Origin of the sequence: Collinsella sp. MSK.8.10 (assembly GCF_019041915.1) — a bacterium.
In the GTDB taxonomy this organism is placed as follows: Bacteria; Actinomycetota; Coriobacteriia; order Coriobacteriales; family Coriobacteriaceae; genus Collinsella.
Map to the genome: position 1 here is coordinate 170,114 of NZ_JAHPYF010000002.1, position 20,233 is coordinate 190,346.

The 20,233-nt window shown below is 62.5% G+C and carries 10 protein-coding genes; 3 read left to right on the forward strand and 7 right to left on the reverse strand.

What is annotated here, in order from left to right:
• Window positions 1-117: 117 nt before the first annotated feature.
• The 5 genes from KTF55_RS03835 to KTF55_RS03855 all read right to left on the reverse strand — a co-directional run bounded on the left by KTF55_RS03835 (window position 118) and on the right by KTF55_RS03855 (window position 14,874).
• On the reverse strand, window positions 118-3,582 hold the full coding sequence (locus KTF55_RS03835) for a DEAD/DEAH box helicase (protein WP_217108000.1): 3,465 nt from the start codon (window positions 3,580-3,582) through the stop codon (window positions 118-120).
• A gap of 58 nt (window positions 3,583-3,640) precedes the next feature.
• Window positions 3,641-7,444, reverse strand: a complete 3,804-nt coding sequence (gene dnaE / locus KTF55_RS03840) for a DNA polymerase III subunit alpha (protein ID WP_217108001.1) — start codon at window positions 7,442-7,444, stop codon at window positions 3,641-3,643.
• Between the two features lie 175 nt (window positions 7,445-7,619).
• Complete coding sequence (locus KTF55_RS03845; protein WP_217108002.1) at window positions 7,620-11,252, reverse strand: UvrD-helicase domain-containing protein; 3,633 nt, start codon at window positions 11,250-11,252, stop codon at window positions 7,620-7,622.
• A gap of 3 nt (window positions 11,253-11,255) precedes the next feature.
• A complete protein-coding gene (locus KTF55_RS03850) occupies window positions 11,256-14,354 on the reverse strand; it encodes a PD-(D/E)XK nuclease family protein (RefSeq protein ID WP_217108003.1) in 3,099 nt (1,032 codons plus the stop codon).
• A 220-nt stretch (window positions 14,355-14,574) separates the two neighbouring features.
• Window positions 14,575-14,874, reverse strand: coding sequence for a YerC/YecD family TrpR-related protein (locus tag KTF55_RS03855; RefSeq protein WP_022094855.1), 300 nt, complete (start codon window positions 14,872-14,874; stop codon window positions 14,575-14,577).
• Window positions 14,875-15,198: 324 nt separating this feature from the next.
• Here KTF55_RS03855 and KTF55_RS03860 point away from each other — a divergent pair, with 324 nt between their 5' ends.
• A complete protein-coding gene (locus KTF55_RS03860) occupies window positions 15,199-15,564 on the forward strand; it encodes a phage holin family protein (RefSeq protein ID WP_196032327.1) in 366 nt (121 codons plus the stop codon).
• Window positions 15,565-15,706: 142 nt separating this feature from the next.
• Here the strand turns inward: KTF55_RS03860 and KTF55_RS03865 are convergent, their stop codons facing one another.
• Complete coding sequence (locus tag KTF55_RS03865) at window positions 15,707-16,135, reverse strand: Rrf2 family transcriptional regulator (RefSeq protein ID WP_022094857.1); 429 nt, start codon at window positions 16,133-16,135, stop codon at window positions 15,707-15,709.
• Window positions 16,136-16,388: 253 nt separating this feature from the next.
• On the opposite strand from KTF55_RS03865, the gene cysK reads away from it, so the two are divergent.
• Window positions 16,389-17,327, forward strand: a complete 939-nt coding sequence (gene cysK / locus KTF55_RS03870) for a cysteine synthase A (RefSeq protein ID WP_217108004.1) — start codon at window positions 16,389-16,391, stop codon at window positions 17,325-17,327.
• A gap of 17 nt (window positions 17,328-17,344) precedes the next feature.
• Window positions 17,345-18,607 (forward strand): tRNA 2-thiouridine(34) synthase MnmA, encoded by a 1,263-nt coding sequence (gene mnmA / locus KTF55_RS03875; RefSeq protein WP_226790536.1) that lies wholly within the window; start codon window positions 17,345-17,347, stop codon window positions 18,605-18,607.
• Window positions 18,608-18,762: 155 nt separating this feature from the next.
• Here the strand turns inward: mnmA and KTF55_RS03880 are convergent, their stop codons facing one another.
• Window positions 18,763-19,806: a M42 family metallopeptidase gene (locus tag KTF55_RS03880; RefSeq protein ID WP_217108006.1), complete on the reverse strand. Its 1,044-nt coding sequence runs from the start codon at window positions 19,804-19,806 to the stop codon at window positions 18,763-18,765.
• Window positions 19,807-20,233: the final 427 nt, after the last annotated feature.

Genomic DNA, 20,233 nt, shown 5'->3' on the forward strand with positions numbered 1-20,233 from the left:
CAAAGGCAGACGAACCATCCACGGCATTGCAAATGAACACATAACGGATCAGGCAAGCGGTCAGGCTAAAATGCGTCGACCGTCCTGCCCACTCCAGCAGTCCCACCCCGCGCGCGGCTAGCGCCCGTCGCCGCCGAGCAGCGCCAGAACATCCTCACGGGTAAACAGCGCCGAGGAGATGCCGTCGCCGCCGAGCACGCTGTTGACCAGGTCGCGTTTGGACTCCTGCATCTGCATGATGCGCTCCTCAATCGTGTCCTTAGCGATGAGCTTGTACACGGTCACGGTATGTTGCTGGCCAATACGGTGCGCTCGGTCGGTCGCCTGGTCCTGCGCGGCCACGTTCCACCACGGGTCGTAGTGGATGACCACGTCGGCCGCCGTCAGGTTGAGGCCCACGCCGCCCGCCTTGAGCGAGATCAGAAACACCGGCACCGCGCCCGCCTGGAACTGCACGACCATCTTGGCGCGGCTCTCCTTAGACGAAGCGCCCGTGAGCTTAAGGAAGGCGATATCCTCCTTGGCCAAACGCTTGCCGATGATATCGAGCATACCCGTAAACTGGCTGAACAACAGGATGCGATGCCCGCCGTCGAGCGCACCGTGCACGAGTTCCATACAAGCGTCGAGCTTGGCGCTCCCCGCCTTGTAGTCCTCGTAGTGTAGATGCGGGTCGCAGCAGATCTGGCGCAGCTTGGTGAGCTCGGCGAGCACCTTGAGCTTGTCTTTCTTAAACTCGGATGCCTCGCGGTGCTGCACCTGCTGGGCGATGCGGTCTTGGTTGGCCAGGTAGAGCTTGCGCTGCTCGCCGGTGAGCTGCGCCATGACGGTGTCCTCGATCTTCTCGGGCAGGTCGGCCACCACGTCTTCCTTAACACGGCGCAGCACAAACGGCGACACGAGCGCCCGCAGGCGAGCGGCGCTATCGCCCTCGGCATGCTCGACGGGGCTTTCGAAGCGCTTTGCAAACGATTCACGCGTGCCCAGCAGGCCCGGCATCAAAAAGTCGAAGATGCTCCAGAGCTCGGATAGGCGGTTTTCGATGGGCGTGCCCGTCAGGGCAAAGCGCACGCCGGCCGGCAGGCGCTTGGTGGCACGTGCCACCTGGGTGAGCGGGTTTTTAATGTACTGGGCCTCGTCGAGCACCACGCGGGCAAAATCCTGCCCGGCGTACTCATCGATATCGCGGCGCATAAGGTCATACGACGTCACGACCACGTTATGCTCAGCCACGCCGGCAATCTGCACGCGACGCTGCGCCTTGGCGCCCACGATTGCGCAAACATCGAGCGAGGGCGCAAAGCGCTCCAGCTCGGCAGTCCAGTTGTACACGAGTGAGGCCGGGCATACCACGAGCGTGGGCTTGGTGTCCCCCGCCTCCACGCGCGCCAGGATATGCGCGATCATCTGGAGCGTTTTGCCCAGGCCCATGTCGTCGGCCAAGATGCCGCCAAGGCCCAGGTGTTCGAGCGAGCCGAGCCACTGGTATCCGTCGACCTGGTAGCCGCGCAGTGTGGCCTTGAGCGAGACCGGCACCGTAAAGTCCATCTTGCCGAGCGTGTCCAGGCGCTCGACGGTACGGCGGAACGCAGCGTCGCGATCGGCCTCGAGCGCGGGCGTGCGCGCAAGCATGCTGTCGACGAACAGGGTACTCGACGCGGGAAGCGACACACCGTCGAGCAGGTCGACAGCATCGACCCCCAGATCCTCGGCAAGGCCAAACGCGGCGCGCGCCCCCTCGTCCAGGCGAATGATATCGCCCGACGTGAGACGCGCAAACGTCTGGTGACGCTTATAGGAGTCGAGGTAGACGGCAAGGTCCGCAGCCGAAAGCCCGCTCGCGCCCAGCTCGACATCGAGCAGGTTACTCTTGACGGTCGCACGAACCGAGAGCTTGGGCGCAGGGCGGACCGAAATCTGGCGCAGACGGTCGCTGAGCATGACCTCACCCAGCTCGGACAGGGCAGACAGACCCTCGGTCAGCAGGCAGAACAAGCGGGCGTCATCGCGCTCCTCGAACGCCAGACCGCCCTCGTAGAAATCGAAGTACAGGGCCGCCGTGTCCATAACGCGAAACTCCGCCACCTCGTCGCGGGGTGGCACGCCAGGGCGTTGCTCTTCGAAGAGACTGCCCGGAGCGCCCAGGCTAAAGAGATCCGCCGACCAATCGCCGTAGGTAACCGTAATTTTGCAGGTCACGAGCCCATCATCGACGCCGATCGCCATAGCAAAGCTCGGCTCGGGTGCCACGGTATCGAGCGCGGCGGGCGCGGTGAGGTCGGTGTAGTCGCGCAAAATGGGCAGCGCCATACGACAGAACTCCCCCACCTGGTCGGCAGCGATATGGACCGGCGTGCGACAGGGCAGCAAACGCGATAGAAACGGCGCCGCATGCTGGGCAAACGCCACATCGGCGCGGCGCGCACGGCGGGTGTCGACCAGATAGGCAACGTCGCCCGAAGCAAAGCAGTATGCATCGGCCGGCAGGCGCAGATCGTAGCTGCCACCAGCCGCCGGCGCGATCTTGGCGGCAAGGAGCGGCGGTTGTTTTGCCGAGGCCTCGTCCTCCCCCACCGGCGACAACTCAACCGCAACCTCGTAGGAACGATGCGTCGTCGTTCCCCGCGACCAGGCGGGCTCAAAGGAAATGGTCCGGCCACGCAGCAAGTCCAGCATGTATACGATGTCATGCTCGGACAGCGGCAGCTGGCGCTCGGCGACAAAGCCGCTGCGTGCAAAATCGTACGACGCCGAACGCGAACTCGTGATGTCGCTCAGATACACAACCGTTGCCACAACAAGGTCGAGCAGACGCACCGAAACCTCGTCGAAGGCCTCGGGCGCATGGAGGAACGTGAGCTTCTTGCCGTACGAGAACGTGCCGCCGCGCACATAGGCGGCGGCCATGCCGTCGATGTCCCTGACCACGTAGGACACCGAGCCGCAGCGGATACGAAGCCCGAGCGCCCAGCTAAAGCGGTCGGCGAACAGTGGATTGTAGTACGGCACCAACGAGGGCTCCAACACCGCCTTGGGGGCATCGGGGTCGACAGTGCCGGCGAGCTTGCGGCGCATGCCCGCCAACTCATCCATGCGCGCGTCCGAAAGATCGGAGAGCGCCTTCATGAGGCTCGGGCTCGTGGGAACTGGCGCCGGGAAGGGAAAGTTAGGGTTGACCGCCGGTGCGGCGGACGCGGGACGCGCGGCTTGCTTGGGCGCCGCCGTAAACGTGCGGACCGGCGTGCGTAAACCTTCGACGGGCTCGGTGCCGCTTGCGTCCAGATACGCCAGCGCCGTGGCGATGGCGTGCTTGCACATGCCGGGGTAGCGATAGGCAGCAGGGCAATCGCAGTCGTAGTCGATCACCTCGCGCTCGTCCATGTCGAGCGCCACGTGCGTCTTGTACAGGTCGCCACGCGAGCCGCGCACTGCACCCTCAAGCGTCACGTTTTTGGAGAAGCGCGAGCCGTTGTCCTCGATCGACAGCACGGCACCGTTGAGCATGAGCGAACGCCCTTTCATAAAGGTGCCGCTCAGCGCCGCCTCTTTCCGGAGCGCCTGCACAAACGTCCCCTGCGCCATCACTTCCTCCAATCCACCCACCGGATGATTTTTCTGGGACGGGGATTAAAAAATCATTTTAGATCACCGTCACTCTGCCTTGGTTGCCCACGATGGCCTTTGCCTCGGCTAGCAGCGGAATCGAGCGTGCGTTGACCTTGGCCGGCACCTCGGCACGCAGTACGCGCCCGTCCACCTGCTCGATAAAGATCTCCACGCGGTCGCCGCCCGGGTTGGCGGTAAGCACCGTGGCAAGACGCGCCATATTGCCCTGGCTAAAGCGGTTGTTGGGCACCATGACCTCAAACACCTTGGGCTTGTTGCTCTCCTCGTTAAGCTCCAGCGGCACGATCTCCTGCGCGATGATCTGGTCGCCGCGGTCCGAGCGCTCGAGCTTGCCCTTAATGCGCACAAACGCATCGGACAGCTGAGCACCGGTCTCGGGATCGACCTCGCCGTACAGGTATCCCTCGGCCTCTTTGTAGGTCTTGGGGAACACCACGACCGTGGCCTCGCCTTCCATGTCCTCGAGCTGCACGATGCCCATGGGGTCGCCGTTTTTGGTCACGCGCTTGGACACGCTCGAGACCATGCCGGCCCACCACAGCGCCTTGCCCTCGGGAATCTCCTGGTTGATGGTACCGCCCGTGGGGTTTTGCACCTCGTAGCCGGTATCGATCTGCGAGAACGAGAAGTCGCGTGCCTTGGCTAGCGCATACTCAAACGGGCGCAGCGGGTGGTCCGAGACATAGATGCCCAGAACCTCCTTCTCCTGGCTCAACTTAAGGTGGCGGTCCCACTCCTGGCCATCCGGATCGGGCACGCTCACCTCAAAGCCCGAGCCCTCAACGTCGCCAAACATATCGAAGAACGACGTCTGGCCGCTCGCACGATCCTTCTGGCGCTTCACGGCGGCATCGATGATGTTCTCGGGGTTGTTCTTGTCCACAAAGTGCATCATCTGGCGACGCGGATACCCCGTGGAGTCAAAGGCGCCTGCCTTGATGAGCGATTCGATCACGCGACGGTTAGCCTGGCTCGAGTCCACGCGCTCGACAAAGTCGTGCAGCGTCTTAAACGGGCCGCCCGCCTCGCGCTCGGCGATAATCGCCTGCGCCACGCCGGTGCCCACGCCGCGGATGCCAGCCAAACCAAAGCGCACGCCTTCCTTGGTAGCCGTGAACTCGGTACCGGACTCGTTGACATCTGGCGACAGCACGGGGATGCCGTCGTGACGGCACGCCGAGACGTAGTGAACGATCTTGTCGGTCTTGCCCGTATAGGACGTCAGAACGGCCGCCATGTACTCGTGCGGATAGTGCGCCTTGAGCCACGCCGTCTGCATAACCAGGATGGCGTAGCCGGCGGAGTGCGACTTGTTAAAGGCGTAAGATGCGAACTCGAGAACATCGTCCCAAATCTTCTGGGCGACCTCGCGCGTGTAGTTGTTCTTGATAGCGCCGTTCATCCAGTGGTCGTAGGTAGTCTCGTCCGAGCCATCCTCCCAGTGGAGCACCGTCGACGTGAGCAGCTTGATCTTTTTCTTAGCCACGGGCTTACGGATACGCGAGTCCGATTCGCCCTTGGAGAAGCCGCACATCTCAACGGAGATGAGCATAACCTGCTCCTGGTAGACCATGGTGCCGTAGGTTTCGCCCAGGATGTCGTCCAGGCGGTCGTCGTAGGAGACGGCCGGCTCCTTGCCGTTCATACGGTTGATGTAGGACGAAACCATGCCGGCGCCCAGCGGGCCCGGGCGGTATAGAGCGATCAATGCCACGACGTGCTTGTACTCGGTGGGCTTCATGTTCTTGATCGTGGCCGTCATGCCGGCGGACTCGACCTGGAAGACGCCGGCGGTGTGACCGGAGCCCATGAGCTTAAAGATCTCGGGGTCGTCAAAGGGAATCTCTTCCTCTTTGATGTCGATGCCGAAGTTCTTTTTGATGTTTGCCTTGGCCTTGGAGATAACCGTCAGCGTGCGCAGGCCCAAGAAGTCCATCTTGAGCAGGCCCATGTCGGCAACGGTATGACCCTCGTACTGGGTAATCTCGACGCCGCCCTTGGTATCGAGCTTGGTGGGCACATGCTCGTTGACGGGATCGCGGCAGATCAGGACGGCGCACGCGTGCACACCCTCGCCACGGGTGAGGCCCTCGATCGAGAGCGCCGTGTCGATGATACGGCGGGCGTCGTCGTCCTTTTTATAGGCCTCGGCAAAGTCGGGGTTAAACAGATCCTCTTTGCCGGGTTGCTTTTCGAGCACCTGCTTGAGCTTGACCTTGGGGTCGCTCGAGACCATCTTGGACAGGCGCTGGCCCATGTAGACCGGATAGTCCAGCACGCGCGCGGCGTCGTTGATGGCCTGCTTGGCCTTAATGGTCGAGTAGGTGATGACGTGGGTGACCTTCTCGGGACCGTAGAGCTGGCGAACGTGCTCCACGACCTCGAGGCGCCGCTCATCGTCGAAGTCCATATCGATATCGGGCATCTCGGTACGCTGCGGGGACAGGAACCTCTCGAACATCAGGCCGTTCTCGAGCGGGTCGAACGCGGTGATGTTCATGGCGTAGGCGACGATAGCGCCGGCGGCCGAGCCACGGCCGGGACCGACGCCGATGCCGTTGTCCTTGGCCCATTGCACGTACTCGGCGACGATCAAAAAGTAGGCGGCAAAGCCCTTGTCGCAGATGACCTTGTATTCGTACTCAAAGCGCTCTTTGATGTTGACGCCACAGATTTCGCGCGTGGCCCAGTCGTCACCGTAGTGTTGGCGCAGGCCCTTCTCGCACTCGCGGCGGAACTGGCTCTCGTGCGTCTCGCCGGGATCGAGCAACGGGAAGCGCGGCAGGATGATGGAGTCCCAGTCCAGCTCCACGTAGCACTTGTCGGCGATCTCGAGTGTGTTGTCGCAGGCCTCGGGGCAATACGGGAACATCGCCCGCATCTCTTCCTCGGTCTTCATATAAAACTCCGAGCCGGTCATGCGCATGCGGTTGGGGTCATCGACCTTGGCGTTCATGCCAATGCACATGATGACGTCCTGCACGGGCGCATCCTCGCGGCGCAGGTAGTGAAAGTCGTTGGTAGCGATGACCTTGACGCCCACCTGTTTGGCGATATCGATGAGCGTGCGGTCCATCTGCTCGTCGGTCAGGCCGTTATCGGTGGTAATGCCGTGTTCCTGAATCTCGATGTAAAAGTCGCCGGGGTCAAAGGTGTCACGGAAAGTCTCGGCCCACTTGATGGCGCCTTCCATGTCGCCGCGGTCGATGTATTTGGGGATGATGCCCGCGATGCAGGCGCTCGTGCAGATCATGCCCTTGGCGTGGCGGCGCAGGTTGTCGAGCGTCACGCGCGGCTTGTAGTAAAAGCCCTGCACGGCGGCCTCGGAAACCGTCTGCATCAGGTTGACGTAGCCCTCCTGGTCCTTGGCCAGAAGGATCATGTGGTAGAGCTCGGGCTTATGGTCGCGGGCGAGCGTCTCGTCCGGCGTAAAGTAGACCTCGCAGCCAAAGATGGGCTTGATGACCAGGGGCGGCTTGAGCTCGTCGATGTTGCCCTTCTCGTCCCACATGGCCATGTCCTTCACATACTGGGCATGCTCGCGCGGGTTTGCCTCGGGGTCGGGCTCCACCAGCTCGTCGCGGCGATCCTTTTCCAAGAAGGCCTTGTCGTGGCTCCATGTCTTGTACTCGGGCGTGTTGTGGTTGACGGCGTCGCAGGCCAGCGCCAGGTCGGGCACGCCGTACATGTAGCCGTGGTCGGTAATGGCCACGGCGGGCATGCCAAGCTCAACGGCACGATTGACCATATCCTGGATACGGGTTGCGCCGTCGAGCATGGAGAAGACAGTGTGGTTGTGCAGATGGACGAATGCCATATGATGAGCTCCGATGCGGGTTCGTGTTCTGACTGAACGATTTTACCGCACGGCGCGGACGGCACCCGAACCTAGCCAAACCCACACGGCTCCTCTTGAGTTGTGGTGAAATGCGGACTGTTTGGCGGCTTTTTTGGCCAAAACAGTCCGTATTCCACCGCAAGTTATCTGAGGATTAGAAGTTATAGGTGACCACTTGAGGTTCGGCGGGTTCGACGAAGATGGTTGGATTCGCCTGCTCCACGCGAACGAACTTGACGGTCACGGCCTCAAAGCCCGCCTTATGCAGAACATCAGCGTAGACGCGCGCCTGCAGGGCGTGCTTCTCCTGCAGCTGCTCCGGCGTCTCGTCCGGCGTGCCGCCCGTCTTGTAGTCGATGACCAGTGCGCGCGACGGATCGGCCGGGTCGGTGGCCAGTGCATCGATGGCGCCCTCGGCATATGCACCGTAGCGGGCAATGTCCTCGTCCTCGCAACCCAGCGAGAAGAACGGTACCTCGGCACGAACGCACGGCCAGGCAAGCAGCTCGGCACGGACCGCCGACTTGAGCCAGCGATTCAGGGCGGCATCGAAGCGCCCGCGCTGCTCCGGCGTCAGGCGCCACAGACGCGCCAGCGCATCGGCGCGCGCAGCGGGCAGCGCATCGGCACCCATCTCGATGAGCCACTGGCAGGCAGCGTGGAAGGCCGAGCCCAGCGCCATGGGGTTGCCAACGGGCTCGACGGCGGCCACGTCTGCATCCGTCATCTCGGAACCATCCGACTCCGCATCATCGCCGGACTCGTCCATGGGAACACGAGCCTCGGCGGCACGGTCTTCCGCCTCGGCATGGAGCGCCGCGGCGATTGACGAGTAGCTATACGAATCACGCATCTGATACGGACAGACACCCATGCGCACGCCCGCTGCCTGGGGATACACGAGCTCAAACGCATCGGGCTCGGGGTCGGCAGGACCGGGGACGATTGTACTGGCCGAATCGTCGGCAGTATCTGTATCGACATCGCCACGAACAAGCCTGCCCTCGACATCCAGCGAAGCGTTGGCCTCAAACGCCTGCTCGCCAAACGTAAAGTCCGTCAGCGAAATGAGCTCGTAGTCGCCCGGTTGGGAGTTGTCGAACACCAGGCGGTCGCTATCGAGCTGCGGCATGTCCAGACTGTCGGTCGGCAGGATGCGGCGCAGGACGTCGTAGGTCAGGTCCGTCTCGACATCGAAGGTCGGCGCCGTCACCTTGCCACGGCTCACGCCGGCGTCCATCGCCAAGATCACCAGCTCGCCCGCACGCGTCATGGCAACGTAGAGCAAGCGGGCCCGTTCCTCGAGCGAAAGCTGCAGGTCGTCGTTGCGCAGGCGGGCAAATGCCTCGGCGGGAGAGCCCGTCGCGCATACGTCCTCCATAAGCTCTGGCGGCAGCCACAGCGACGTGCCCTTGCCCTTAAACGCGTGTTCAAACTGCTTTTTGACGTCATCGCCCTTCACGAAGGTTCCGTCGGCAAGCTTAACGCCATCGAAGCGCGCCGGCAGCGCCACGACTTGCGCTCCGCCCTCGACGCGACCCATCTGTGCCGCACCGGACGATTTGCGCACGCCAAAACACTCGGCAACCGCCACGACCGGATATTCCAAGCCCTTGGACGCATGCACGGTCATGATGCGTACCGCGCCGTCACCCTCCTCGTTGAGGGCGCCCGGGGCCTCCTTGCCCGCCAAGAAGCGGTCGAAGGCGAGCGCGATGGAGCGCGGAGAATTGCCATGCTCGGCCTCTGCCTCGGCCACGGCATCGAGCGCCTTGAGCACGTTGGCGGCAATGGCCTTGCCCTCGGGGCCGCGCTGCGCCAGACGCACGAACCAGCCGGAGGCATTGACCACGTCGCGCGCGATGGCAGCGAACGAATCACGCCCCACGCGACGAAGCGCGTAGCGCAGCACCTCACGGGCGCGCGTTACGAGCGGCAAGCCCTGCAAGCCCGGCACATCGGAATCGCTCATGATACCCGCATCGATGTTGCGGCGCGACGTCTCGTCCGTCTGCTCGTCGAGCTTGGTCGCCAGCGCCAGGAACTCCTGGGCGCCGAGTGCAAACATCGGCGAGGCCAACAGCGGCATAAGACCCTGCGCCGTATCGGCCGGATTGGCGAGCGCGCAGACCAGGGCGCGCACCGTCTGCACCTCGGCAGCTTGGGCAAAGACTGAGCCGCCCGCGATGACGCAGTCGAGCCCCTGGTCGCGGAAGGCCTGTGCGTAGACGTCGGCATTGGTCATGCGACCCAGCAGCAACACCATATCGCCCTGGGGCTGCCCCGCTTTGACGAGCGCTTGGAACCGCTCGGCAATCGCACGAGCTTTCGCCTGCGTTCGCTCCTGCGTGCTGCCACCGGCAACGAACAGCGCCTGGCGGCGCGAAGCCTTTGCCTTGAGCTTGTCCTTGCGTTTGTCGCTCGGTTCAAGATCCAAGAACCCCTGCATCAAACCACCGGTGTCGCCGTCAAAGACGCGCGCCACGTAGCGCAGCACCTCGTCGTGGCTGCGGAAGTTGCGCACGAGTTTGACGAGTTCGCCGGCAGGGGCGTCGACCACGGCAGTCGCCTCGGGCGCGGCAGACGAGCCCACCTTGCGCTCCTGACGACGGAACACCTCGACCTCGGCGCCACGGAAGCGATAGATGGACTGCTGCGCATCGCCCACGGTGCACAGCGCGCGCTCCCCCGCACCCGTCAGGTAACGGATCAGATCGACCTGCATCTGGTCGGTATCCTGAAACTCATCGATCATGACCATCTTAAAGCGGCCCTCGTACGCAGCACGGATGGCAGGGTAATCGCGCAGGGCCTCGTAAGCCATACGCAGCAGGTCGTTATTATCGAGGGCGGACTGGGCAGCCTTCAGCGCGCGATACTCGGCCTCCACGGAACGGGCCAGGCCCACCAACGCATCGAGCGCCGGGCCACCACAGGCAAGCACGATATTGATAAACGCATCGGCGGCCTCGGCCTTGAGCAGCTCGACCTGCTCCTTGGGGAACGCCTTGCTCGCGCGCGGCATGGTGCACGACATCATGAGTCGCGCCGCATCGACCATGGTCTTGTCGCTCGCCTCGAACGCGTCGATGGCATCGAGCGCCGCCTGCGCCTTCTCGGTCGAGGACTTGCTTGCGCCCAGCGCCGCGCGATAGGCATCGGCGAGCGCCGAGGTATCGGCCTGGCCGCGCGCCACGCGCACGTCGTCCATACCGCCCGGCAACTGGCTCGACAGCTCCAGCAGGTCGCGCACCAGGCCCTTGATGGTCGTGCCGGTGCCAAAGGAACCGCCCTCGCCCGCCATGGGATACCAGGCATAGAGGGCCTTGAGCGATGCCGCGAGCTCGGGGGCGGCATCGGGTGCCGTCGCGCGGGCCAGCACGTGCTCAACAGCCTGGTCCATAAGCTCGTCGGTATCGGTGAGCACCGTGAACTCGGGGTCGATGCCCAGCTCCAGCGCATGCGCGCGCAGGATACGCGAGCACATGCCGTGAATGGTCGAGATCCACGCGTCGTCGACGGTCAGTGCTTCCTCGTCCATGCCCTCGTCGATAAGCGCACGGCGCACGCGGTCGCGAATCTCGGCCGCGGCATCTTTGGTAAAGGTAATGGCGAGCACCTGGTCCAGATGCTCAACGAACGGACCGGATTCGGGCGAGAGCGCATAGACGATGCGGCGCGTGAGGGTAAAGGTCTTACCCGAACCGGCGCCCGCCGAGACAAACAGCGGGCGGTCGAGCGTTTTGACAATCTGCAGCTGTTGCGGCATCAAAGTCGAAAGATCCATGGTCTACACGTCCCTCCTTACAAACGTTCCTTCGTGGTTATACGAGCAGCGCGCATGCGCGGCCTGAGCCGACGCCGGGTCGACGGCGGCAACGTTGCCCGCCTCGAGCTCGCGCAGGCGCTCGGCGATGCCGGCCTCCACGCGATCGAGCAGGGCATCGAAGTCCATGCTGCCGCCCTCGCCCGGGAAGCCCTTCTTGAGGCCCGGGATGCGACCGTCACCGCGCTCTTCCTCGAGCAACTCGGCGCTCGCCGCACCGCGCAGCGCGGGCTTGCCGCCCTTGGTCGAAAAATAGAGCGCTGCACGGGTATCCAAGCCCAGTGCCCGACGCATGGCCTGCGCGTAGATGAGCGTTTGGGTATGGGGCGGCAGCCAGCGCGGGTCGTCGATGGGAGCCTCGCCCGTCTCCTCGTCACGCACCGTGGGGTCGGCAAGCTTAAACTCCTCAACGCCCGAACGATGCTTGTAGTCGATTACCACGGCGCGGTTCTCGGCGTCCACATCCACGCGGTCGATGCGCCCGCCGAGCGGCCAACCGGCATACTCGACCTTAAGCTCATTAAAGGCGAACTCAAGGTAGCGTGGCGCAAAGGGGGCAAGTGCCTCGGACTCGTAGGCGAGCACGCCTTCCAGCTGCGGCAGAATCTCGGCCACCTGACGTTCCTCTACCGGAGAGAGCGGCACGAGCGGACCCTCGGCACCGCGCTTGCCGGCGTGCTCGGCCAAGGTCTCGTCAAAGACCTCGCGCAGCAGCTCCTGTGCGCGCGGCAGGTTCTCGGGCGTCACGCGCTCCATGCCCTCTTGGGGCAGACGGGCATGCAGATGCTCCAGCACGTCGTGGACAAAGTTGCCCTTCTCCATGTTGCCAAAGCCCGCGTCGATAGACTGGGGCTTGACGCGATACGAAACGAACCAGCACAGTGGGCAGGTAGAATAGGCCTCGATCTGCGAGGCGGACGTCAGACGCGGCACGAGCGGCGCGTCCTCGCCCTCGCCATCGCGACGGCGCAGGACCAGATACGGAATGGCTTCATCGCTCAGATGCTGAGGAGCTTCGCAGGTCACGCGCTCGCGCCTAAAACCTTCGCCTGCAGCGGGATCAAAGTCGGCGATGATATCGCCCTCGCCCACGCGCGTGGGCTTGGCAGCGCCAGCGGCCTCGGCATGTGCCCGCAGCTCGGTCCATACGGCTGCCGGGTAGCACTCGCGCGCCTGGCGATCGTGCGTCACGCGGGCGAGCGCGACCGGACCGCTCGCCGCCTGCATCGCACGGCCAAAGCGCACGCGCAACAGGGCGGCGGGCTCCAAAGACACGCCGTCGCGGCGCAGCTCGGCCGTCAATGTGGCAAGCGGGCCCTCTTCGTGCGAAAGCGGATAGCTGTCCAGGTCGACATCGGCAAACAGCACGGCATCGTAGCCGCCAGGACGCAAAACCGACGCATCGGCAAGCGACACGAAGCGCACTTGTGCCCGTGGCGTGCGATCGACCTCGTAGGTCGCGTAATCGTAAGCGGTACTGCGCTTGTCCACCTTGGTTCGAACGCCGTCGAGAACCGGCACGGTCGCGGCCTGCGACACGTCGAGCGCGCGAGCATCATTCATAAGGATGTCGATGGCATGGCGCAGCAAAGCCGTCTCCGCCTGGCGACGGGCCTGGCCGTCAAGACCGCCTAGAGCGCGATCGGGCAGCGCCTCTGCAACGGCGAGCATGGCCTTGAGCGCCGTCACGGGTTTGTCGCGCCACAGCGCCTGAAACACGTCCGAGACCACGCATGGCACGTTCTTAAACCAGTTTTCTTCGCTGGCGGCCTTGCGGGCGCCCCTCACCTGGCCCTGCACGCTCTGCAGCAGGCTCTTGACGCCCGCAGTGGTCTTGCTGCGCGACAGGCGCATGTTCTTGTCGAAGCCGCGGGCGCTCGCGGCGTCAGTACCCGAAAGCGGGCTATAAATCCAGTCGGTAAGCTCTGGAGCGGGCCACCACTCGGTCTTGGAAGCGGTGCCCTCGTCGGCGGCTTTCATACGCTCGATCAGGTTGGCGAGCGCCGTAAACTGCCTGCCCGCGATGGACTGGGAAAACGCCGTGAACTCGGTCGTCTCGGACGCAATGTGACGCGCCGCCAGACGAGAGGCGAGCTCACCGAACAGCTGGGATGCCCGAGCAGAAACAACGAGCACGCGCACAGGGTCGGCGGGCGTTGCAGTAGCTTTATCGGCCTTGGACTCCTTGTGCGCTTTCACCAACTTATCGATGGCGTCCGCATAGACATGAGCACGGGCATGGGGGCCGGCGACCTCAATAAAGGCAGGCTGAGCGGCGGCCCCGCAAGCGACATCAGACGCGACGGCGTCCTCCCCCAGCGGCGCAATCTCAAACAGCACACCGCGGGCATCAAATGCCGTGGCAAGCTCCTCGCGCATCGCCGCCTGCTCGCGGTCAAGTAGCACGACGACCTCTCCCCCATTGTTCGCCACGGCAGACAGCAGCTCGAGCAGACCGTGCGTAAACGACGTGATACCGCGCACGCATACGGCGCGGGCGCACGCCGGCAGGCTATCGGCCAGGGCACCGGCCATAATGTCGGCTGCCTCGCAGGGCTCGACCATATCTCGACGGTCCAAACCGCCCGCGTAGGCACGCAAAAGCTCGAATACGCGAGCCTCGGCGTCGCTCTTGGGATCGGGACGGCAAACGTCGCCGCAGCAGCGCTCGGCACCCGTCCCCGCTACGCCCGGCAGCACATCGCGGGCCATGCGCGCGAGCATGCGCACCGTGCCCTGGCTGCGCGAAAGCGGCTGCAGGTCGGCATCATCGAGGCGCGTGACCATGTCCGAAAACAGCATCTGGCGCTGCAGGTTGTCGACGAAACCGCGCCCGTCGCCCAAAAGCTCCCAAAGCGAGCGAAGCCACGATGTGGGCGTCTTGTAGTCGATACCCAGCGAAACGCCGGCTTCCGCCGCATCATGACGGCACAGGTCGAGCTCGGCAAACGTTGGTGCCAGCAACACGGCACGCCCGTGACGGGCAATAAGGTCGGCAAGCAGCGCCGACTCGGCATCGCTCAAATCCGTGCCGGCATTGGTGGTATAGATTCGAACAGGCATGGTCCTCCGCTCAAACTGTTCGCAATAATCAATGCATCCATCCTACCCGCCCACGCGGACAGATTTGCCCCACGCCAACAGATTTGATCCCTTGGGGACGGAGGAAAATGGATCACAGTGGGGGTCAGTCTAACCCGGTGATCCGTTTTCCTCCGTCCCCAAGGGATCAAAAAACCGCCCCCGGAGGGACGGTTCTTCGTAATTCAATGTTGTCGCTGGCCTACTCGCCATCCTCCAACTTAATGAGGATCTTGCGGTAGCCACCGTACTCGCCGTTCAGCGCCTTTGAAACGCGGCTCACCGTGGTGGACGAAGCGCCGGTACGGGCCTGAACCTCAACATAAGGCTCGCCCTCGTCCAAATAGCGCGCAACCTGCAAACGCTGAGAAAGGTCGCAAATCTCGCGCGGCGTGCAGATATCGGTCAAAAACGCTTGGATATCCTTCTCGTCGTCCAAAAGGCTAAATGCGTGGACCAGCTGCTTGACATCAGGCTTGTCAAACATGTTCTCGATATTCATCGATCACCGCCAAACCCGCCAAAAGGCATCGAAGTTGATACTGACATCGGGCATCGTTCACCCGTTCTATGCAATAGGGCAACGCCTGTGGCTTTTGCCCGTAGCAGTGTAGCACACCACCAAACTAAAGCGACAAGACTCTCTTCCAGCGGCGCGTTTTTCAGGACGAACGCCGTTTAGAAACCATATGCGCACGTAAGCTCCACGAATATTTGAGACAATGGGCGCCCAAACACCGCGGCGCGCCCGCGCAACCATCCAGGTCGCCGCCGTAAGCCGCTTCACGCGACGCCAGCAATCCCGGCGCAAGAAAGGATTCACGCCATGCGCTTTATGCTTAACTGGCTCTTCACCTCGATCGCCATCGCGATCGCCACGTTCCTCGTCCCCGGTATCCAACCCTTCGGCTTTGCCGAGACCTGGGTCTGCTTTGCCTTTGTGGGACTGTTCCTGAACATTGTCGATTCGTTCGTCAAACCGTTCCTGACCGTCATCTCACTGCCGCTCACTATTATTACGCTTGGTGTTTTTCAGCTCGTAGTCAACAGCTTTATGCTCGAGCTGGCCAGCTACCTGTCGGTCAATCTGCTGGGCGCGGGCATCTCCATCGCCAGCTTTGGATCGGCCTTTATGGGCAGTATCCTGGTATCCATCACGCGCAGCATCCTCGACAGCATCGCCGAGGACTAAAACGGCCATTCCGGCCGTGCCCGTCTCAACAGCCCAAAACGAAGGCCGCCCATCGCAAAAATGGGCGGCCTTCTTATTTGTCAAGTCTCAAAGGGCGAGAGAATCTACCATTTCTACCCCGTCCCCAAATGGCAGGTGTGGGTTAGATGACGTAGTCGTAGCCATGGTTGGGAGCGACAAGTTGATCGAGTGTCACACCGTCGAGGTAGTCGTTGATGAGCTTGTCCAGGTTCTTCCACACGTCGAGCGTGGGGCACTCATCCGAGCGTGAGCAGCCCTTGCAGTCGCCATCCAGGCATGCAACCGGTGCCAGACTGCCCTCGGTCAGGCGCAGGATCTCGCCCACCGTGTACTGCTCGGGCGGGCGCGTGAGCACGTAGCCGCCGCCCTTGCCGCGCATGCCCGAAAGCATGTTGGCGCGCACGAGCGTAGCCAAGATGTTCTCGAGATATTTCTCGGAAATCCCCTGTCGCGCCGCGATCTCTTTGAGCGGGATGCGACCGGCCGCCTGGTGCTCGGCCAGATCGACCATAACGCGCAGGGCATATCTGCCCTTTGTAGAAACCAACATGTATAGTGCTGCCTTTCGGTCATTTAGTCCGTAGAAATTCTAGCCGAAAAATTGGTTTTGAAAATACCCGTTCCGGTCAAGATGGTTAATCAGCTCGTAATAATCTTCTATTTCCTATTGCATTACTAGGCTTTAGTGTCTAGTATGCTTCCCAACAGCTAAACGAACAACCTATAAGGTTTATGGGTTTAGCTGCTACACGCACCGTGAAACCACACGGCAACCAGCAACTTGAACACTTTGGAGGTTCACCATGAGCAAGGTTTACACGTCCATCGATCAGCTTATCGGCCACACCCCGCTCCTGGAGCTCACTCATTTTGAGGCCGACGAGGACCTCAAGGCTCGTGTGCTCGTCAAACTCGAATACTTCAACCCCGCCGGGTCAGTTAAAGACCGCGTCGCCAAGAACATGATTGACGAGGCCGAGAAGGCAGGCAAGCTCGTGCGCGGCGGCGACTACACCATCATCGAGCCCACGAGCGGCAACACCGGCGTCGGCATCGCCTCGGTGGCGGCCGCCCGCGGCTACAAGGTGATCATCACCATGCCCGAGACTATGTCCGTCGAGCGCCGCAAGCTTATGCAGGCATACGGCGCACAGCTCGTGCTCACCGACGGCTCCAAGGGCATGAAGGGCGCCATCGCCAAGGCTGAGGAGCTGCAGAAGGAGACCCCCAACAGCATTATCGCCGGCCAGTTTGTGAACCCCGCCAACCCCGCCATCCACAAAGCCACGACCGGCCCCGAGATCTGGGATGACACCGACGGCAAGGTCGACATCTTCGTCGCCGGCGTCGGCACCGGCGGTACCGTGACCGGCGTGGGCGAGTTCCTCAAGGAGCAGAACCCCGAGATTCAGGTCGTCGCCGTCGAGCCCGCCACCTCCCCGGTGCTCTCCAAGGGCCAGGCCGGCCCGCACAAGATCCAGGGCATCGGCGCCGGCTTTGTGCCCGACGTCCTCGACACCCGAGTCTACGACGAGATCATCCCCGTCGAGAACGAGGACGCCTTTGCCACCGGCCGCGCCGTGGGCCACAAGGAGGGCGTGCTCGTGGGCATTTCGTCCGGCGCCGCCGTGTGGGCCGCGCTACAGCTGGCCAAGCGCCCCGAGAACGAGGGCAAGACCATCGTGGCGCTGCTCGCCGATACCGGTGAGCGCTACCTGTCCACGGCACTCTTCCAGGGCTAGGGCCCGTCGCCCATAGGTTGAGCCCAGGGCGAACCGGTCTCCCCTCTCCCGGTAGCCTGAGCCCATCCCATCAGGGTGTCCCACGAGACGTCCGAACTTGCTACAATGTCTGCGGCGCGGAACCAGCCTCCCGCGCCGCTTTTCTTTTTTGGCCACATGCCACCAAGGAGAACCTCCCCATGCACAACAAGCGCGTGCTCGTCGCCATGAGCGGCGGCGTCGATTCCAGCGTGACTGCGTACCTGCTCAAAAGCCAGGGCTACGAATGCGTCGGCGCCACCATGCGCCTCACCTGTCCCGCGCCCGATCCCGTCACGGGCATGAGTAAGGTCGATCGCGACATCGCCGATGCAAAGGCCGTCGCCGAGCGCCTGGGGATACCCCACCATGTGCTCGACCTACAGCAGACCTTCGACCGCAATGTTATCGAGCGCTTCGTGACCGCCTACCAGGAGGGGCTGACGCCCAACCCGTGCATCATCTGCAACCGCCATATTAAGTTTGGCGCGCTGCTCGATGCGGCACTCGATATGGGCTGCGACTACATCGCCACAGGCCACTATGCCAAAACGAGCCAGGCGCCCGACGGCACCTGGCAGCTGCATCGCGGCGAGGACCCCAAAAAGGACCAGAGTTACTTTTTGTATTCGCTCACGCAGGAGCGGCTGTCGCGCACGATCTTTCCGCTGGCCGGGCTGGACAAAGAGCGCGACGTGCGCCGCATTGCCGCCGAGCAGTGCTTCATCAACGCCAAGAAGGCCGAGAGCGAGGACATCTGCTTTATCGCGGACGGCGACTACGCAGGCTATATCGAGCGCCGCTGCGGACATCCCGCTGCACCGGGCGACATTGTGTGGCGCGACGGCAGCGTGGTCGGACGCCATAACGGCGCGCTGCGCTATACCATAGGCCAGCGCAAGGGCCTGGGCGTCGCGATGGCGCACCCCGTGTACGTAACGGGCGTCGACGCCGTCAACAACACCGTGCATCTGGGCGAGGCAGAGGACCTGACCGCCGCGGCGCTCACGGCCAATGACTGGATCTGGAGCACCCCTGCCGATCGCATGGAGGCAGAGCTCACGTCCGGTGGCATTCGCGTAGGTGCCAAGTACCGCTACCGTCAGAAAGACCAGGCAGCGACCCTTACGCGCGGCGAAGACGGGCAAATGCTGCTGACTTTTGACGAGCCGCAGCGAGCCATCGCCCCCGGCCAAGCAGTCGTTATCTACCGCGGCGACATCGTCCTGGGCGGCGGCACCGTTACGGCAGCTATCAAGTAGTCCCATCCCCTTCATAAGTTGCGGTGAAATAGGGACTGTTTAAGCGTTTAAAACCGCCAAACAGTCCCTATTTCACCGCAACGCACAAGAGCGCCCCTGCCGGCAACGTTATACCGGCTAGGACGCTCTTAACTTGCCACGCGCTATAAATGCGTCTAGCGCTGAACGTAGGCGCGAACCAGCTCGTAGGTGTTGCGCACACCGTCGATGTGGCTGCGCTCGTAGTTGTGGCTCGCGTACACGCCGGGACCGATCAGACCGTGACGGATGTCGTAGCCGGCAGAAAGCGTGGCCTCAACGTCCGAGCCGTAATGCGGGTACACGTCGATGGCGTAATCAAGCTCGAGCTCGCGCGCGATATTGGATAGCGTGGTCACCAGGTCGTAATTGTACGGACCGCCCGAATCCTTGGCGCAGATCGAAACCATGCGCTCGGTGCAGCCTAGGTCGTCGCCCACGCAACCCATGTCCACGCTGATCATCTCGCGCGTGTCGGCCGGCACAAAGGCACCACCGTGGCCGACCTCCTCGTACACGGTAAAGAGCAGCGACACCTTGCGCGAAAGCGTCACCTCGCCAGCGGCGACGGCACGCGCCAAGCCCAGCAGAATCGACGCCGACAGCTTGTCGTCCAAGAAGCGACTCTTAATGTAGCCGCTCTCCGTCACCGTGGTACGCGGATCCATGGCGATGATGTCACCAGTCTGAATGCCCAGCTCAAGCACGTCGTCCTTGCTGTCGACATTCTCGTCGAGCAGGATTTCCATGTTCTCTTCGATGGTCTTGACCGGCTCATCGGCCACATGCGCCGAAGGCTCGGTGTTAAGAACCACGCCCGTGTAGACATTGCCGTCGCGCGTGTAGACGGTGCAGTTCTCTCCATCGGCCGTAGACCACTGGTGCCCGCCGAGCGTCGTGGGGCGCAGGCGACCATTGTCCTTAATGGAACGCACCATGGCGCCCAGGGTATCGACATGGCTCGCCAGTACGAGCGGCTCACCCTCGCCACCAAGCTCAACGAGCACGTTACCCTTATTGGAACGCTCGGGGCCAAATCCCATATCGCGCAGGGTCTCCATTAGATAATCAGTCGCCGCACGGGTATAGCCGGTAGGCGAAGCAATAGAAGTCAGCGTCTTAAGCTGTCCTGCGATATAGGAGAGCGTCTCCCCTAGAGAAGCATCAATATTAGAAGTCATATGCATCCTTCCAAGTAAAACTAAGACCGAGTCCCGATTTTAACCGTTCTGCACGTGCAATGCCCCAGGAGCCGAGCCGCCTCCAGACGTCCCCGCACCGGTTTTGTGCACGTGCACGGTTTACAATCCCAATCTTGCATAAATCCTATCGGTATTTGCATAGAAATGAGACATCTTTTTGCTTCGTCTCAGGGTGCCCCACCTTGGACCGTGCAAAAAACGGAGTATTCAGCACCGTGGGCCCCAACGGCCCCATCACGAACGACAAAATGAAGCGGTTACAACAGTGTTGCAGGTTGTCGCAAAGCAGAAACTCAGTAACAACCCCCTCCACTCATCGATAGCCCGCCCACAATGGCTGTCGATGGGCGCCTGCGGGCCACTCGGCCCATTCACAATGTTATGCATTTTTAAGAGCTTGCTGAAT

What these genes read in the sequence shown, in the direction of transcription:
- KTF55_RS03835 (WP_217108000.1), bottom strand. Translation starts at nt 3,582, where the DNA reads ATGGCGCAGGGGACGTTTGTGCAGGCGCTCCGGAAAGAGGCGGCGCTG.
- KTF55_RS03865 (WP_022094857.1), bottom strand. Translation starts at nt 16,135, where the DNA reads ATGTTGGTTTCTACAAAGGGCAGATATGCCCTGCGCGTTATGGTCGAT.
- KTF55_RS03860 (WP_196032327.1), top strand. Translation starts at nt 15,199, where the DNA reads ATGCGCTTTATGCTTAACTGGCTCTTCACCTCGATCGCCATCGCGATC.
- cysK (WP_217108004.1), top strand. Translation starts at nt 16,389, where the DNA reads ATGAGCAAGGTTTACACGTCCATCGATCAGCTTATCGGCCACACCCCG.
- KTF55_RS03855 (WP_022094855.1), bottom strand. Translation starts at nt 14,874, where the DNA reads ATGAATATCGAGAACATGTTTGACAAGCCTGATGTCAAGCAGCTGGTC.
- KTF55_RS03850 (WP_217108003.1), bottom strand. Translation starts at nt 14,354, where the DNA reads ATGCCTGTTCGAATCTATACCACCAATGCCGGCACGGATTTGAGCGAT.
- KTF55_RS03845 (WP_217108002.1), bottom strand. Translation starts at nt 11,252, where the DNA reads ATGGATCTTTCGACTTTGATGCCGCAACAGCTGCAGATTGTCAAAACG.
- KTF55_RS03880 (WP_217108006.1), bottom strand. Translation starts at nt 19,806, where the DNA reads ATGACTTCTAATATTGATGCTTCTCTAGGGGAGACGCTCTCCTATATC.
- dnaE (WP_217108001.1), bottom strand. Translation starts at nt 7,444, where the DNA reads ATGGCATTCGTCCATCTGCACAACCACACTGTCTTCTCCATGCTCGAC.